The sequence below is a fragment of the Bacillus sp. AFS001701 genome, from assembly GCF_002559405.1.
In the GTDB taxonomy this organism is placed as follows: domain Bacteria; phylum Bacillota; class Bacilli; order Bacillales; family Bacillaceae_G; genus Gottfriedia.
This window is the reverse complement of sequence record NZ_NTZO01000094.1, coordinates 1-16954: the sequence shown is the minus strand read 5'-3', so window position 1 is coordinate 16954 and position 16954 is coordinate 1. Positions and strand designations below refer to the sequence as shown.

Below are 16954 nucleotides of genomic sequence, written 5' to 3'. Positions count from 1 at the left end.
ATAAATGAAATGTTTGCTTTAGATTCAAATGTTAAAAACTTGCATGAAAAAACCCAATTTTGGATGACAATAAAGCATGCATACAAAATGTTATTAACTATTTTTTTATAAAGGTTTAGCTTTGTAATTTCTTGTAAGGAAAAATAAAATACGAATGCTAAAAATGAAAGGGGCTCAATTATGACAAAGTATATTTTTGTAACAGGTGGCGTAGTTTCTTCTCTTGGTAAAGGGATTGTTGCAGCATCTTTAGGACGACTTCTAAAAAACAGAGGATTAAATGTAACAATTCAAAAATTCGATCCGTACATTAACTTAGATCCAGGAACAATGAGTCCTTACCAACATGGTGAAGTTTTCGTAACAGATGACGGTGCAGAAACAGACTTAGACTTAGGTCATTATGAAAGATTCGTTGATATTAACGTTACTAAATTCAACAATGTAACTTGTGGTAAAGTTTATTCTACGGTATTACAAAAAGAACGTCGTGGAGATTACTTAGGAGGAACTGTACAAGTTATCCCACACATTACAAATGAGATTAAGGATAAAGTTTTCCGTGCGGGTCGCGAAACGAATGCTGATGTTGTTATCACAGAGATCGGTGGAACAGTTGGTGATATCGAGTCATTACCTTTTATTGAAGCTATTCGTCAAATTAAAGGCGACGTTGGTCGTGACAACGTAATGTATGTTCACTGTACACTTCTACCTTATATTAAAGCTGCTGGTGAGTTAAAAACAAAACCTACACAACACAGTGTAAAAGAACTTCGTAGTATTGGTATTCAACCAAATGTGATCGTACTACGTTCAGAAACATCTGTACCACAAGAAATGAAAGATAAAATTGCTCAATTCTGTGATGTAGATGCTAAAGATGTAATTGAATGTGTAGATGCAGATACTCTTTACGAAATCCCATTAGCATTACAAGCACAAGGATTAGACAGTATTGCATGTAATCATTTAAAACTACAAACAAATGAAGCAGATATGACAGAGTGGATTTCTTTAGTAGACAAAGTTAAAAACCTAACTAAATCAACAAAAATCGCTCTTGTTGGTAAATATGTAGAATTACAAGATGCTTATATTTCAGTAGCAGAAGCATTAAAGCACGCAGGTTATGCTTTTGATAGCGAAATTGAAATTAAATGGATTAATGCAGAAGAAGTTACATCAGCTAATGTAAATGAACTTTTAAGCGATGTAGATGGAATTCTTGTACCAGGTGGATTCGGTGATCGTGGTGTAGAAGGAAAAATCTTAACTGCACAATTTGCTCGTGAAAATAACGTACCATTCTTAGGAATTTGTTTAGGTATGCAAATTGCGTCAATTGAATTTGCTAGAAATGTTTTAGGTTTGAAAGGTGCTCACTCGGCTGAAATCGATCCTACTACTAACTACCCAATTATCGATTTATTACCAGAACAAAAAGACGTAGAAGATTTAGGTGGAACATTACGTTTAGGCCTATATCCATGTAAATTAGTTGAAGGTTCAAAAGCATACGAAGCTTACGGAGATGAAGTTGTTTACGAACGTCACCGTCATCGTTATGAGTTCAATAATGAATACCGTCAACAAATGGAACAAGAAGGATTTATCTTCTCAGGTACTAGCCCTGATGGTCGTTTAGTAGAAATTATTGAGTTGCCAAATCACCCATGGTTCGTAGCTTCTCAATTCCACCCAGAGTTTATTTCTCGTCCAAATAGACCACAACCATTATTCAGAGATTTTGTAGGAGCATCACTACAAAACCGAGGTTAAGGAAATAAAAAACACCCAACAGATTTTATTAAAATCATGTTGGGTGTTTTTGTTATTTTAGAATTATTTTTCAGTCGAAATCTAATAGGATTTCACTCATTGTAAGTAGTAGGCAGTGATAAATAAATAATCCTGTAAGTAGAGTAGGTAAACAGATTCGGTCTCCCTCGTCAGTTGGAACAAGCTTTCTTGTTAATTCATAGTTAATAAAAACATCAGCTAGTTCTGATAAATGGTCTTCTCCATTGATCGTAGTAGAGACGATCACTAATCCAATGTTTGATTCTGATAGTTTATTAGCAAGAAGAATAGCTTCTTGGTCATCCGTCTGTCTTGTAAATAAAAGTACTCGATCTACTGGAGATAATGACTGGATTTCACCGTTAATCAACAAAGGTTTAATTGACTCATTTTGTTCTGCTCCATCAGTAATTTCTGAAACAATACCAGCAAATTCTTTTGTGCCATGAACATAAACGCATCCTTCGCCTATAACAGCCTGTGCTAAGAAGCGTGAAGCATCTTCAAATACTTCCTCTTGTTTAACTATTTTTTGAAAAACTCCATTCAATTGTGTCGAAAAAATTTTTAACATTAAGTAATACTCCCTCTTATAAAAGTATGGTCTAACCATTATACTGTAATATAGATAGATACAAAAAATTTAAAAAAGTAATTTTTTGTAAATTTTTCAAACGTATGCAGGAAAAAAGGTTTTTAAGTAGAATGTAAAAATTTAGGGGAATTTGTATTTTTTTAAGCAAGGTTATCTGGTTTAGAAAGGTGGTACTATTTTTGGGAAGTAAATTACTTATAGTAGACGATCAGTACGGAATTCGTTTGCTTTTACACGAAATTTTCAAAAAAGAAGGCTATGAGGTATTTCAGGCAGCTAATGGTTTTCAAGCAATTGATATTGTAGTGAAGGATTGTCCCGACTTAGTTATTCTTGATATGAAAATACCAGGTATGGACGGAGTGGAGATTCTAAAGCGAATCAAAGAAATTAATAAAGATATTAAAGTTATTTTGATGACGGCTTATGGTGAACTCGATATTATTGAAGAAGCTAAAAAATTAGGAGCACTACAATATTTTCCAAAACCATTTGATATTGATGAAATTAAAAAGGTTGTTAGAGAACATACTTCACAACCACAATCTCAGCAGTAAAATAGCAGATGGGTAGCGGACCATCTGCTTTTATTTTTATCCATAATTTGAAAGCGTTTTCGGAAATAACGGATAAAACCGTTAGAAATAATGTTTAATTGTCTAATATGTTACGATAATACGAACATTAGATGATATTTGTTGTGTTTTCATTTCATTTTTTGTATTCTTATGTTGTGATATAAATACCTAATAATTTACATAATAAAGAACAATATGTAGCATTATATTCTTGTTAGTAAAATTATGGGTGCAGATTAATTTTCATAAAAGAGTATATAAGGAGGGCTTAAAATGCCTTTAGTATCTATGACTGAAATGCTTAATAAAGCAAAAGAAGGTAAATACGCTGTTGGTCAATACAATATTAATAACTTAGAGTGGACTTTTGCTATTCTTACTGCAGCTGAAAAAGAACAATCACCTGTAATTCTTGGTGTTTCTGAAGGTGCAGCTAAATACATGGGTGGATTTAATACTGTTGTAAAGATGGTAGAAGGTTTATTAATTGATTTAAAAATTACTGTACCTGTAGCAATTCATCTTGATCACGGTTCAAGCTTCGAAGCATGTAAAGCTGCAATTGACGCTGGATTTACTTCAGTTATGATTGATGCTTCTCACGATCCATTTGAGCAAAATGTTGAAACAACTAAAAAAGTTGTAGACTACGCTCACTCTCATGGTGTATCTGTAGAAGCTGAATTAGGAACTGTTGGTGGACAAGAAGATCACGTTGTTGGAGACATTATTTATGCTGACCCAGCAGAGTGTAAAGAACTAGTTGAGCGTACTGGCATTGATTGCTTAGCTCCAGCTTTAGGTTCTGTTCATGGACCATACAAAGGTGAACCGAAATTAGGTTTCGACGAAATGGAACAAATCGGTAACGAGACTAATGTACCATTAGTTTTACACGGTGGAACTGGAATCCCAACTGAACAAATTCAAAAAGCAATCGCTCGTGGAACTGCAAAAATTAACGTTAACACTGAGAACCAAATTGCTTTCAATAAAGCTGTTCGTGAATTTGTTGCAAATGATCAAAAACAGTACGATCCACGTAAAGTTCTTGGACCAGGTCGCGAAGCAATTATCGCAACAGTAGCTGGCAAAATCCGTGAGTTCGGTACTAGCAACAAAGCGTAATATTTTTTTAGCTTAAAATATGATATATTATAATAAATTAAGCCGTCTAAATTATGTTTAGACGGTTTTCTTGTTTAAGAAAGCCATTTTTAGCAATAAATTTATATGTTTTTTCATTTAGACTTGAAGATATAACCTAATAATGATTAGAATTAGTATAGGTCTAGTTAAGAATTTACCAAATATCTATTTCTACTTTATTAACTAATTAAAATTTATGTAAAGGTTTTACTGAATTTTTATTGAAATTCAAGATATTGTCATTAACCAATCCGAAGCAAAAGTCTTTATATTAGACTGTGGCTCTCGTATAAACTAAGATTAGAGAAGTAGAATTTTGGAGAAAATAGGTAGAAACTATTCGACAGTTGAGAAGTTTAAAAACTTTACTTCTCTACTATTTTCTTCTGCTCATTTAGAAGGGAGTATACTATGGAAAAGCTTGTATTAGAAGGCGGTATACCTTTAAAAGGGACAATTCGTGTTAGCGGTGCCAAAAATAGTGCAGTGGCTTTAATCCCAGCAACTATCTTAGCAAGCTCACCTGTAACACTTGAAGGAGTACCTTCTATTTCAGATGTTCAAACACTATGTGACCTTTTAGAGGAAATAGGTGGTCAAGTAGAAGTATCTGATGAAAAAATAATGATTGATCCAACAAATATGGTTGCAATGCCACTTCCAAGTGGGAAGGTAAAAAAATTGCGAGCGTCTTATTATTTAATGGGTGCAATGTTAGGTAGATTTAAGCAAGCGGTTATAGGCTTACCAGGGGGATGTTATCTTGGACCAAGACCTATTGATCAACATATAAAAGGTTTTGAAGCATTAGGTGCAAAAGTAACAAATGAGCAAGGTGCAATCTATTTAAGGGCAGAAGAACTAAAAGGTGCACGTATATACTTAGATGTAGTGAGTGTTGGTGCAACGATTAATATCATGTTAGCAGCGGTTTTAGCGAATGGTAGAACTGTTATTGAAAACGCTGCAAAAGAGCCTGAGATTGTCGATGTAGCTACTTTATTAACAAGTATGGGTGCTAAAATTAAAGGTGCGGGTACTGATGTAATTCGAATTGATGGAGTAGAATCACTATCTGGCTGCACACATACAATTATCCCTGATCGAATTGAAGCAGGAACTTATGCAATATTAGCTGCTGCAACTGTGCAAGAAGGGGACAAGGTTATTGTTGATAATGTTATTCCACACCATTTGGAATCACTTATAGCGAAAATGAGAGAAATGAATATAGATATTGATACGAATGACGATCAAATTATCGTTTCAGGATCAAATAAAGAATTAAAATCAGTAGATATCAAAACTTTAGTTTATCCAGGGTTTCCGACTGACTTACAGCAGCCGTTTTCAGTGCTGTTAACGAAGGCGAATGGGACAGCCGTTATTACTGATACAATTTATGGTGCAAGATTTAAGCATATTGATGAGCTTAGAAGAATGAGTGCAACGATTAAAGTCGAAGGTAGTACAGCTATTATTTCCGGTCCTTCACAGTTACAAGGTGGTCGTGTAAAAGCAAGTGATTTACGTGCTGGAGCAGCTTTAGTTATAGCAGGCTTGATTGCAGAAGGTAAAACAGAATTAACTGGATTAGAGCATGTTGACAGAGGATATGAGGATTTAGTTGAAAAGCTTTTAGGATTAGGAGCTAATGTTTGGCGTGTTCAGCTAACAAAGCAAGAAGTTGAGCAATTTAAAAATGCGTAAGATTGGGTATTTTCATACTCATAACATAATTTAGATAGTTTTCATTTACATCAAAGGGGGAGTTTTGAATGGAAAGAAGTTTATCAATGGAGTTAGTACGTGTTACTGAGGCAGCAGCACTAGCATCTGCAAAATGGATGGGTTTAGGTAAAAAGGATGAAGCAGATGATGCTGCTACAACAGCGATGCGTGACGTATTTGATACAATTCCTATGAAGGGAACAGTTGTAATTGGAGAAGGCGAAATGGATGAGGCTCCAATGCTTTATATCGGTGAGAAACTTGGTAATGGATATGGTCCAAGAGTAGATGTAGCAGTTGACCCACTTGAAGGTACAAATATCGTGGCATCTGGTGGATGGAATGCTTTAGCGGTTATTGCAATTGCTGACCATGGCAATTTATTACATGCTCCTGATATGTACATGGAGAAACTTGCAGTAGGACCTGAAGCGGTTGGTAAAGTTGATATCAATGCATCTGTTCTTGAGAACTTAACAGCTGTAGCAAAAGCAAAAGGAAAAAACATTAATGAAGTCGTTGCAACAGTATTAAATAGAGAACGTCATGCGAAGTTAATTGAAGAAATTCGCTCAGCAGGTGCTCGAATTAAACTAATTAACGATGGTGATGTTGCGGGTGCAATTAACACAGCTTTTGATCACACAGGTGTTGATATTTTATTTGGAAGCGGTGGAGCGCCAGAAGGAGTTATCGCTGCAGTTGCTTTAAAATGCTTAGGTGGAGAACTTCAAGGGAAGTTATTACCTCAAAATGAAGAAGAGATCGAACGTTGTAAACGCATGGGTATAGAAGATCCAAACCGTATATTATATATGGACGATTTAGTTAAGGGTGACGACGCAATTTTTGCTGCTACTGGTGTAACTGATGGAGAATTACTAAAAGGTGTACAATACAAAGGGAATGTAGGTTCTACGCAATCATTAGTTATGCGTGCTAAATCAGGAACTGTTCGTTTTGTAGATGGACGTCACAGCCTAAACAAAAAACCAAACCTAGTTATTAAATAATCAAACCGCTAAAAAGCTTTGTTTTGATGAGGGTTAATAATGAATCAAAATTCTTTGTTAACAATATCGGAATCAAGATATTAATTTAGTAGAATAATGACTCTTTCCTTTATTTACCAAGGGGAAGAGTCATTAAATAGTTTAGTCGAAAAATAGTTGGCATAAAAAACTCTTTCGAATTATAATCTCAATAGATAGTAATCCTATTAATTCTAATTACTTAGAATATTTTTAGGGGAAAAGGTTACACTAAAGAGTAATACTTTATGTAAGTTTCCTTCAAAAAGCCTTCTAAATAACCTTCCGAATTAAGAAAACCCTAATTTGAACGAATAAAAGTAAAGAGTGGTGTTATATGAGTTTAACAATCTCTGCATTAGAAAACATGAAATTAAAAGATTTGTATGAACACGCGAAGGTAATGAAAATTTCGTATTACAGCAAGTTAACGAAAAAAGAACTTATTTTTGCAATCCTTAAAGCGCAAGCGGAAAAAGATGGATTAATGTTCATGGAAGGTGTACTAGAAATTATCCCTTCAGAAGGATATGGATTCTTACGTCCAATTAATTATTCACCTAGTTCAGAAGATATTTATATTTCTGCATCTCAAATTCGTCGTTTTGATATGCGAAATGGTGATAAGGTTTCTGGAAAAGTACGTCCACCGAAGGAAAATGAAAGATACTTTGGTCTACTTCAAGTAGAAGCAGTCAATGGAGATGATCCTGAGAATGCTAAAGAACGTGTTCACTTCCCGGGATTAACTGCATTATATCCTAATAGACAAATGAAGCTTGAAACATCTCCTGCTAAGTTTTCTACAAGAATTATTGATATGATCGCCCCAGTAGGATTTGGTCAACGTGGTTTAATTGTTGCCCCTCCAAAAGCCGGTAAGACAGAGTTATTAAAAGAAGTTGCAAATAGCATCACAACAAATCACCCAGAAGCTGAACTAATTGTATTACTAATTGATGAGCGACCAGAAGAGGTAACGGACATTGAACGTTCTGTAAAAGGAGATGTAGTAAGTTCAACTTTCGACGAAACTCCTGATAGTCATATAAAGGTTGCTGAATTAGTATTAGAACGCGCTATGAGACTAGTAGAGCACAAGAAAGATGTAATCATTTTAATGGATAGTATTACTAGGCTAGCTCGTGCGTATAATCTAGTTATTCCACCAAGTGGTCGTACGTTATCAGGTGGTATTGATCCTGCTGCATTCCATAGACCAAAACGATTCTTCGGTGCTGCACGTAATATCGAAGAAGGTGGAAGTTTAACGATTTTAGCAACAGCTCTAATCGACACTGGCTCACGTATGGATGATGTAATTTATGAGGAGTTTAAAGGTACAGGTAATATGGAGCTTCACTTAGATCGCTCATTAGCTGAACGCCGTATCTTCCCAGCAATTGACATTCGTCGTTCTGGAACACGTAAGGAAGATCTATTAATACCAAAAGATCATCTGGACAAGCTATGGTTAATGCGAAAAACAATGTCAGATATTCCAGACTTTGTTGAACGTTATTTCAGAATGCTTCGTCAAACGAAAACAAATGAAGATTTCTTCAATACGATGACTGAAGAAAGTAGAAAAACGCCAGTCTCTAATAAATAGTTGGAAGATATAAGCAACCTGAAAGAGAAATAGTGGGTTGCATTCTCCCGGGTTAGTTGCTATAATTTCATTTGTATGTGAAATGTAAATTATGTGGTATACACATGGTTTCTTATAACTCTGATTTCAAGGATTTCAGGGCGGAAGGAGATGAAAGACATGAAAGCGAATATTCATCCTAATTACAAGAAAGTAGTGTTTATGGATATTAACACTGGTTTCAAATTCTTAAGCGGATCAACAAAATATTCTAACGAAACAATCGAATGGGAAGATGGCGAAACTTACCCTCTAATCAAAGTTGAGGTTTCTTCTGATTCTCACCCATTCTACACTGGACGTCAGAAATTTGCTAACGCTGCAGGACGTGTTGAACGTTTCAACAAAAAATACGGCCTTAAGTAATATTGATGAAAAGCAGGCGAGTTATTGCTACTTTGCCTGCTTTTTTTACGCATTTATAGTCAAATAACATATAAGTCTAATTCAATTTAGTGAATTTTGATATAAATACTAAAAGATACTTACACGAATTATAAATACTGCTGAATTAACCGGCGTTTAAAATAAATAATAAAATAGTCTTTGTACTGATATAGAAAGGTGAGACACATAATGTTCTTTATGATGAAAAAAAATGGTTGGATTGAAATGATTTGCGGAAGTATGTTTTCTGGAAAATCAGAGGAACTAATTCGCCGTGTTCGTCGTACACAGTTTGCTAAGCAAAGCTGTGTTACATTCAAGCCATCAATTGATAATCGATACAGTGAAGTAGAAGTGGTGTCTCACACAGGAATGAAAGTACCTGCTTATGCAGTAACACACTCATCACATATTCTTAAATACGTTACAGAAGAAGTTGAAGTAGTTGCAATTGACGAGATTCAATTCTTTGACGATGAAATAGTTATGGTAGTTCAACAACTTGCTAACTCTGGGAAACGTGTGATTTGTGCAGGTTTAGACCAGGATTTTAGAGGCTTACCATTTGGTAAAGTACCTGAAATATTATCAATTGCAGAACATGTAACGAAATTAAACGCAGTTTGTGCTTCATGCGGATCACCTGCAAGTAGAACTCAAAGATTAATAAATGGTAAACCAGCTTTATTTGAGGACCCTATTATTTTAGTAGGTGCATCTGAATCGTACGAACCAAGATGTCGTCACTGTCACGAAGTACCAACGAAAACAATTCAACCAGTACTTCAAAGTCAGAACGATTAATTTTACAGTAGGTTGAAAATTAGCTATTAAGACCATATACTAAGAAATGTGGAGAAAGCTCGCCCAGCTCTGAATGGAAAATTATCGAAGAGCTAGCTTTCTAAAACTGAACAATAATAATTGTGGATAAAGTGTTTTATACGCTTTTATCTTAGAATTTAGAATGAAAGAAGCGATTTAGAATCGCTTCTTTCGATATATATTTAAGACGAAAATGTCGAGGTGAAAATTATGTTTGATCGATTACAAGCTGTAGAGGATCGCTATGATAGATTAAACGATTTACTTAGTGACCCGGAAATTATAAACGATTCAAAAAAGTTACGTGAATACTCAAAAGAACAATCAGACATACAAGAAACAGTTGATGTATACCGTCAATACAAATCAGTTAAAGAGCAAATTAAAGATGCAAAAGCTATGCTTGAAGAGAAACTTGATGCTGATATGCGCGAAATGGTTAAAGAAGAATTAAATGATTTGGAAAACGAATCAAAGGATCTAGAAGAACGTTTAAAAATCCTTTTAATTCCAAAAGATCCTAACGATGATAAAAACGTTATCGTTGAGATTCGTGGTGCTGCTGGCGGAGACGAAGCTGCATTATTTGCTGCTACGTTATATCGTATGTACAGCCGTTTTGCTGAGGTTAACGGATGGAAAACAGAAATCATTGAAGGTAACTATACAGAGCTAGGTGGATTTAAAGAGGTTATCTTTATGATCAATGGTAAAGGTGCATATTCAAAACTAAAATTTGAAAATGGTGCACACCGTGTTCAACGTGTTCCTGAAACAGAATCAGGTGGACGAATTCATACTTCAACTGCAACTGTAGCGGTTTTACCAGAAGCTGAAGAAGTTGAAATTGAAATTCATGAAAAAGATATTCGTGTAGATACATTTGCTTCAAGTGGTCCTGGTGGTCAATCAGTAAATACAACGATGTCTGCAGTGCGTTTAACTCATATTCCCACAAATACTGTTGTATCATGTCAGGATGAAAAATCACAAATTAAAAATAAAGAAAAAGCGATGAAGGTTCTTCGCGCTAGGGTTTATGATAAATTCCAAAGAGAAGTACAAGCAGAATACGATCAAAATCGTAAACAAGCTGTAGGTACAGGTGACCGTTCTGAACGTATCCGTACTTATAACTACCCACAAAACCGTGTAACTGATCACCGAATTGGATTAACAATTCAAAAGCTTGATCAAATCGTTGAAGGTAAAATCGACGAAATTATTAATGCGTTAATAATGGATGATCAAGCAAAACGTATGGAACAAAGTCAATAATGACAACAAAGATATATGAAGCCCTAAAATGGGCTTCTTCTTTTTTACAAGAACACGGTCGTGATGAAAATGTGGGTGAAATTGTATTAAAACATATTTTGGACTACAATCGAACAGAATTATTGCTAAATATGAGAGAAGATTTAGAAGAGAATCATTGGATGGAGTTTAAAGAATTGGTTCATAAGCACATAGATGGCCAACCAATCCAATATTTAATAGGATATGAATACTTTTATGGCCGAAAGTTCTTCGTTAATGAAGAAGTACTAATTCCAAGACCAGAAACAGAGGAGTTAGTGGAAGGCGTACTGCATCGTATTCAAAAGCATTGGAATAATACAGAGCAACTTGAACTAGTAGATGTTGGGACAGGCAGTGGGGCGATTGCAATTTCCCTTGCGCTTGAAAATAAACAACTAATAGTTCATACAGTTGATATTGCAGAAGAATCTATCCAAGTTGCTAAACAAAATGCACAAGAGTTACTGGCAAATGTCCACTTTATACACAATGATTTACTGAATTACTTTATTGAAGAAAACAAGAAAGTTGATATTGTTGTATCAAATCCGCCGTATATTCCGCATGAAGATTGGTTGGGTTTAGATGAAGTAGTTAAGGATCACGAACCATACCGTGCTTTAGTAGGTGGCGAAGATGGTTTAGATTTTTATCGTCGTTTTGCAAATGACTTACCTAAAGTATTAAAAGAAAAATCACTGGTTGCATTTGAAGTAGGTGTTAATCAAGGTGAGCAGGTTGCTGAAATTTTAGGGAAAGCTTATCCGAATTCAAATGTCGAAGTTGTTTTCGATATTAATGGCAAAGACCGTATGGTTTATATGGTAAATGGCTAATTTAAATAGTGAATCGTAATGATATTGACTAGAAAAAGTCCATGTATTACGATTCTTTTTTTTGTGTTAAAGTTGTAAAAGATGAGGAAAATTTCAATCAAGAAAAAACAAAAACATTACGAAAGAAGATAGTTAGAATGAAAAAGTTTAAAGGTTGGATTGTATTTAATGGTCATATTACAGCTGCAAAATTTACTGAACTTTTCGAATGGTTACAAGATACAGCAATCGCAAAAGGAATAGATATTTCTTTAGTTAAGCATTATGAACTAATCCCAGTAATTGAAAAGGGTCAAGCGATTTTAAAAGGGAAATTCGCAAATGAGAAACCTGATTTTGTAATTTTTTGGGACAAGGATGTTCATTTAGCAAGGCATTTAGAAAATATGGGGATAAAATTATATAATTCTGCGAGAACGATTGAAGTTTGTGATGATAAGGCATTAACTTTTCAGGCATTATCAAACTTCGATATACCTATGCCAAAAACAATTACGGCTCCGCTATTGTTCCCTAATTGTGATTTAACAAACTATGATTTTTACGATGAAGTCATACAGGAATTAGGTTTTCCCTTAATTATAAAAGAGTCATTCGGTTCATTCGGTAGACAAGTTTATTTAGTTGAGAATAGAGAAGATTTTTTTAAGAAGGTAGACGAACTAAAGCACAAACCACATATTTATCAAGAGTTTATAGAATCAAGTAGAGGGACTGATATCCGCATCCAAGTAGTTGGTAAACAAGTAGTAACAGCAGTGTTAAGAAAATCAGAATCAGATTTTCGTGCAAATGTTACAAACGGTGGAAAAATGTATAAGTATGAGCCGACAGAAGACCAAATCAATTTAGCACTTAAATGCTCTGAAATATTAGGAGCGGATTTTGCAGGGATTGACTTATTGTTTGGAGAAGATGGAAAAACATATATATGTGAGGTTAACTCAAACGCACATTTCAAAAATATTTATCTATGTACAGACGTGGATACAACGAAATATATTATTGATTATATTATCTGGGACTTGGAGAAAAACGTATGATTGGTTGGCTAATCTATTCCGAAGCAGATGCAAAAAGAAATAGAACGTATATCGACTGGCTAGTAAGCGGAGCATTGGAAAATGGATTTGAGTTAAAGTTACTATATACAGAAGATATTGTAATAGGTGTGCGAAACGGTGTTAATATACTTTACAATCAAGGTAAAGAATTAAGCAAACCGGCCTTTGTAATCATGAGGTCCATATCACAAATATTATCTTCCCACTTTGAAGAAATGGGAATCAGAACATTTAATAATCAGACGATTTCAGCAATGGCCAATCACAAATTTCTAACGCACCAGAAGCTTTCTAGTCTAGGTATACCAATGCTAGACACATTTTATTATAAAAAAAGTACAATTACAAAATCCTTAAATACAGTTCAATTCCCTTGTGTGCTTAAGAATTGCACAGGAAGAGGTGGAAGTGAAGTATATTTTATAAATAATCAAGATGAGTTACTGGAAATTGTACAGAACTCAAATTTTGATGAACTATTAATTCAAAACGTTGCAGAGCAGCTAGGTAAGGACTTAAGAGTCTTCATTATCGGTAAAGAAATTGTTGCAGCTGTTTTAAGATATTCAGAAAAAGACTTTCGAGCGAATTTTTCTCTAGGCGGAGGCGCAATGCTTTACGAGCTTTCCAAAAGTGAAAAAGAACTTATTCAAAAAATAGTTGATCGCTTTGACTTTGACTTCGTAGGAATTGACTTCATGTTCGATGCAAACAACCAACTGATCCTAAATGAAATTGAGGACGTAGTAGGAAGTAGAACATTATATACAGTATCAGATATAGATATTGTTTCGTTGTATATGGATTATATTAAAAAGCAGATAAATTACTAGAGAAAAAAGATTTGAAAAATATCTTGGAATTAATAAAGTTTTTTAGAAAATGAGTACATTAAACTGGAAATCATCGTTTACTATCTAATCTAATAAAGAATCTATTAAAAAAAATAGAATACTAGTGTTTAAGAAATAATCAAATTGTCTACACTGTTCCTAGAGGGATGGTGGAGAGAATGAAAACTAAAAATAAAACAAAAATAACATATAAAATTATTTCTTTATTTATCATATTATTGATTAGTTCATCAGTGTTACTGCCACTTAGAGATACAAATGCAAAAGGTAATGAAATGGTCGTAATTCCTAAGAAAGCTGTCAGACTACGAATTCTAGCAAATAGCGATTCTAGTGAAGATCAAGCACTTAAACGTAAAGTTAGAGATGAAGTTAATGCTCAAATTAATACTTGGGTAAAAGATTTAACAACTTTTGAAGAAGGACAAAAGGTTATTAAAAGTCATATTCCTGACTTACAAAAAACGGTTGCACGTGTTATTAAAGAAGAAGGCTCAAATCAATCATTTACTATTACTTACTCTAAAAAAGTTAAATTCCCTACAAAATTATATGGTAGTTTCTTATATCCTGCTGGTGATTACGAAGCGGTTTTAATTAAACTTGGTGCAGGTCAAGGAGCAAACTGGTGGTGCGTATTGTTCCCACCATTATGTTTCCTAGACTTTTCAAACGGTGATGCAACTTTAAGTAAAGAGTCACTACAATCGCAACAAAAGGTAGATCATGAAACAAAAATCGAAAATGAACCAAAAAGAGAGTTTAAAAAACAAGAAGCATTACGTTTAAGCAATGATGATTCTAATATTGCAACAAAGCAAAACGATGAATCCTCTTTACAGGATGATACTGAGGATAAGAGCAGTGAAGATGCGGTTGTGGCTTCTACTCTACCTGGTGATGAACCAAAAGATGAGATTAAGGTAGAGAGCTTCTTTGTACAAATGTTAAAGCAAATATTTTAGTTCTAGCAATCTCCCTATGTGCATAAAGTATTACAAGCATACTAGGGAGGTTTTTTTATGAAAATACGTTCAGCGATTCAGGAAGATTTTGAAACAATTTTTTCGTTTTTGGGACAAGCAGGATTATCTACAAACGGACTTGAGGAGCAACAAGAATCATTTTTCATAATGGAAGATGAGTTCGGGAAAGCACAAGCTGTTATAGGATATGAACAAGATGGAGAAGAAGCGCTATTAAGATCACTAGTAGTTGCACCTACCATTTACTCACAGCATATGGTACTCTTTTTACAAAGTGTTCTTGAAAAACTAAAAGAAGAAATGATTAGTAAAGTATATTTATTAACAAGACAGCATATAGTTCAAGACTTATTCCTTTTACTGGGTTTTGGGCAAGTCGCACAGGAAAATGTTTCGAACAGTATTAAAGAAATGAAGCATTACCAAACTACTATTACGAATGAAGAAGTATTAGTTTATCAAAAAGAACTATACACAAAGTTATCCACAAATTAGCAAGTTTTGTCCACAATTTGTGGATAAAACTTGTTTTTCATTCTTTGGATAATGTCTAAATTTGTAAAATATACACTATTATTCACTCTAGAGAGAGGTGCTACGTATGGAAACGAAAATATGGTATGTGGATAATCCTGTGAATAAAGAAGAAGTTTACCCACAGATTGTGGATGCAGCAAAAAATTTACAGTTAGGACAAGTTGTCGCTTTCCCGACAGAAACTGTTTATGGGTTGGGGGCAAATGCTCTTTCAGATGAAGCGGTTCAACGAATCTTCCAAGCAAAAGGTAGACCAAGTGATAATCCCCTTATTGTACATATTGCCAACAAAGAACAGTTAGATAATCTAGTTGAAGAAATTCCATTAGATGCAAAAAAACTAATGGAGGCTTTTTGGCCAGGACCATTAACGCTAATTTTAAAAAGTAAAAAACATGTTTCGAAATATGTAACGGCAGGGTTATCCACTGTTGGAATAAGAATGCCTGATCATCCAGTTGCGCTAGCTTTAATTGAGGCTTGTAATTTGCCAATAGCAGCACCAAGTGCAAATACTTCAGGCAAGCCTAGTCCAACTTCTGCTAAGCATGTATTTGAAGATTTAAATGGACGAATTGTAGGAATTGTAGATGGTGGTAGTACAGGAGTCGGAGTTGAGTCGACAGTTATTGACTGTTCCCAAGATATTTTTACAATATTAAGACCAGGTAGTATTACGCCAGAAATGATCAAAGAAATAATACCTACGGTGGAAGTAGATCCAGCAACTATGAAGGAAAATGAAGCACCAAAATCACCCGGCATGAAATATAAACATTATGCACCAGATGCACAAATGCATCTTGTAAATGGAAGTATTGAGTTTATGCACAAACTTATACACGATTCCAAATCAGAGGGAAAAAGAGTAGGGATATTAACAACGGAAGAAAATACAACGAAATATGATGCAGATGTTGTTCTTACATGTGGAAAACGCAGTGACTTATCAACCGTAGCTGCAGCATTATATGATTGTATTCGTCAATTTAATGAAGAACATGTTGATATCATTTATTGTGAAACTTTCCCTTATGAAGGTATTGGAATTGCCATTATGAACCGATTGTGGAAAGCTTGTGGACATTCGGTTATTCAGGAGAAATAATAGAAGCTAAGGTTCGGGCTTCTATTATTTTCATGTGTAAACGCCCAAAAGACTTGATCTTCAGACTGTTGAAAGGTCAAACGTAAATTAAGTGAACCTTATTGCTAATCTAATTCTTTTTTTGATGATCGAAATAATGATTTTACATGTTAATATTTTTGAGGTGTTTTATAATATCGACAGAATCTAGTAATTGTTTATTCTTGAGAAGTTAAAAATATATATGAGCTAATTTTTAGAAAAACAAGTACAAATTATTTTTATAATACGTTGAAGTTCGATCTTAATTGACCTACAAACTGATTAATAAGCTATTATGTTACTCTAAGTAAAAGATATTAGATTAGGGTTTTGGTGTAACCATTTTTATGTTGAATAGTTGATTGAAACTAAAGGGGTGCGACTCCTATGGGATAAGCGGGAAGGCTGAGACCCCGCAGGCTAGCCGAGGAGGCGAAAGAATCTCGCCCCATGAAAAGGGAGCATCCTGTAGTGGAAATCAACATCACTCTACTCC

16 protein-coding genes are annotated in these 16954 nt (G+C 34.5%); 15 read left to right on the top strand and 1 reads right to left on the bottom strand.

From position 1 onward, the window contains the following. The first annotated feature begins 180 nt into the window (after positions 1-180). Positions 181-1782 (top strand): CTP synthase, encoded by a 1602-nt coding sequence (locus CN514_RS07985; RefSeq protein WP_025671028.1) that lies wholly within the window; start codon positions 181-183, stop codon positions 1780-1782. A gap of 70 nt (positions 1783-1852) precedes the next feature. On the opposite strand, the gene CN514_RS07980 is transcribed toward CN514_RS07985, so the two are convergent. Continuing rightward, on the bottom strand, positions 1853-2377 hold the full coding sequence (locus CN514_RS07980; protein WP_176525830.1) for a DUF2529 family protein: 525 nt from the start codon (positions 2375-2377) through the stop codon (positions 1853-1855). 200 nt (positions 2378-2577) lie between these two features. Here CN514_RS07980 and CN514_RS07975 point away from each other — a divergent pair, with 200 nt between their 5' ends. The 14 genes from CN514_RS07975 to CN514_RS07910 all read left to right on the top strand — a co-directional run bounded on the left by CN514_RS07975 (position 2578) and on the right by CN514_RS07910 (position 16437). Continuing rightward, the gene (locus tag CN514_RS07975; protein WP_025671030.1) at positions 2578-2955 is read left to right on the top strand and encodes a response regulator; all 378 of its coding nucleotides are present in this window, start codon (positions 2578-2580) and stop codon (positions 2953-2955) included. A gap of 294 nt (positions 2956-3249) precedes the next feature. Beyond that, positions 3250-4104 (top strand): class II fructose-bisphosphate aldolase, encoded by an 855-nt coding sequence (locus CN514_RS07970; RefSeq protein ID WP_069033722.1) that lies wholly within the window; start codon positions 3250-3252, stop codon positions 4102-4104. Positions 4105-4536: 432 nt separating this feature from the next. Then, positions 4537-5835 carry a UDP-N-acetylglucosamine 1-carboxyvinyltransferase gene (locus CN514_RS07965; RefSeq protein WP_098232143.1) on the top strand — a complete coding sequence of 433 codons (1299 nt, stop codon included), beginning with the start codon at positions 4537-4539 and terminating at the stop codon, positions 5833-5835. 68 nt (positions 5836-5903) lie between these two features. After that, a complete protein-coding gene (gene glpX / locus CN514_RS07960) occupies positions 5904-6869 on the top strand; it encodes a class II fructose-bisphosphatase (RefSeq protein WP_056469239.1) in 966 nt (321 codons plus the stop codon). Positions 6870-7224: 355 nt separating this feature from the next. Then, on the top strand, positions 7225-8499 hold the full coding sequence (gene rho / locus CN514_RS07955) for a transcription termination factor Rho (protein WP_098232142.1): 1275 nt from the start codon (positions 7225-7227) through the stop codon (positions 8497-8499). Positions 8500-8658: 159 nt separating this feature from the next. Continuing rightward, positions 8659-8904 (top strand): type B 50S ribosomal protein L31, encoded by a 246-nt coding sequence (locus CN514_RS07950; protein ID WP_025671035.1) that lies wholly within the window; start codon positions 8659-8661, stop codon positions 8902-8904. 210 nt (positions 8905-9114) lie between these two features. Then, positions 9115-9729, top strand: coding sequence for a thymidine kinase (locus CN514_RS07945; RefSeq protein WP_098232141.1), 615 nt, complete (start codon positions 9115-9117; stop codon positions 9727-9729). A gap of 231 nt (positions 9730-9960) precedes the next feature. Beyond that, on the top strand, positions 9961-11028 hold the full coding sequence (gene prfA, locus CN514_RS07940) for a peptide chain release factor 1 (RefSeq protein ID WP_025671037.1): 1068 nt from the start codon (positions 9961-9963) through the stop codon (positions 11026-11028). Further along, the gene (gene prmC, locus CN514_RS07935) at positions 11028-11888 is read left to right on the top strand and encodes a peptide chain release factor N(5)-glutamine methyltransferase (RefSeq protein ID WP_098232140.1); all 861 of its coding nucleotides are present in this window, start codon (positions 11028-11030) and stop codon (positions 11886-11888) included. Before prfA ends, prmC begins: the two co-directional genes overlap by 1 nt. A 137-nt stretch (positions 11889-12025) precedes the next feature. Continuing rightward, a complete protein-coding gene (locus tag CN514_RS07930) occupies positions 12026-12931 on the top strand; it encodes an ATP-grasp domain-containing protein (protein ID WP_098232152.1) in 906 nt (301 codons plus the stop codon). Then, on the top strand, positions 12928-13785 hold the full coding sequence (locus CN514_RS07925) for an ATP-grasp domain-containing protein (protein ID WP_098232139.1): 858 nt from the start codon (positions 12928-12930) through the stop codon (positions 13783-13785). The genes CN514_RS07930 and CN514_RS07925 overlap by 4 nt, the downstream gene beginning before the upstream one ends. Before the next feature lie 179 nt (positions 13786-13964). Then, positions 13965-14771 carry a stage II sporulation protein R gene (gene spoIIR, locus CN514_RS07920; protein WP_098232138.1) on the top strand — a complete coding sequence of 269 codons (807 nt, stop codon included), beginning with the start codon at positions 13965-13967 and terminating at the stop codon, positions 14769-14771. Between the two features lie 57 nt (positions 14772-14828). Then, the gene (locus CN514_RS07915) at positions 14829-15287 is read left to right on the top strand and encodes a GNAT family N-acetyltransferase (RefSeq protein ID WP_098232137.1); all 459 of its coding nucleotides are present in this window, start codon (positions 14829-14831) and stop codon (positions 15285-15287) included. 106 nt (positions 15288-15393) lie between these two features. Continuing rightward, a complete protein-coding gene (locus tag CN514_RS07910; RefSeq protein WP_098232136.1) occupies positions 15394-16437 on the top strand; it encodes an L-threonylcarbamoyladenylate synthase in 1044 nt (347 codons plus the stop codon). The last annotated feature ends 517 nt before the right edge of the window (positions 16438-16954 follow it).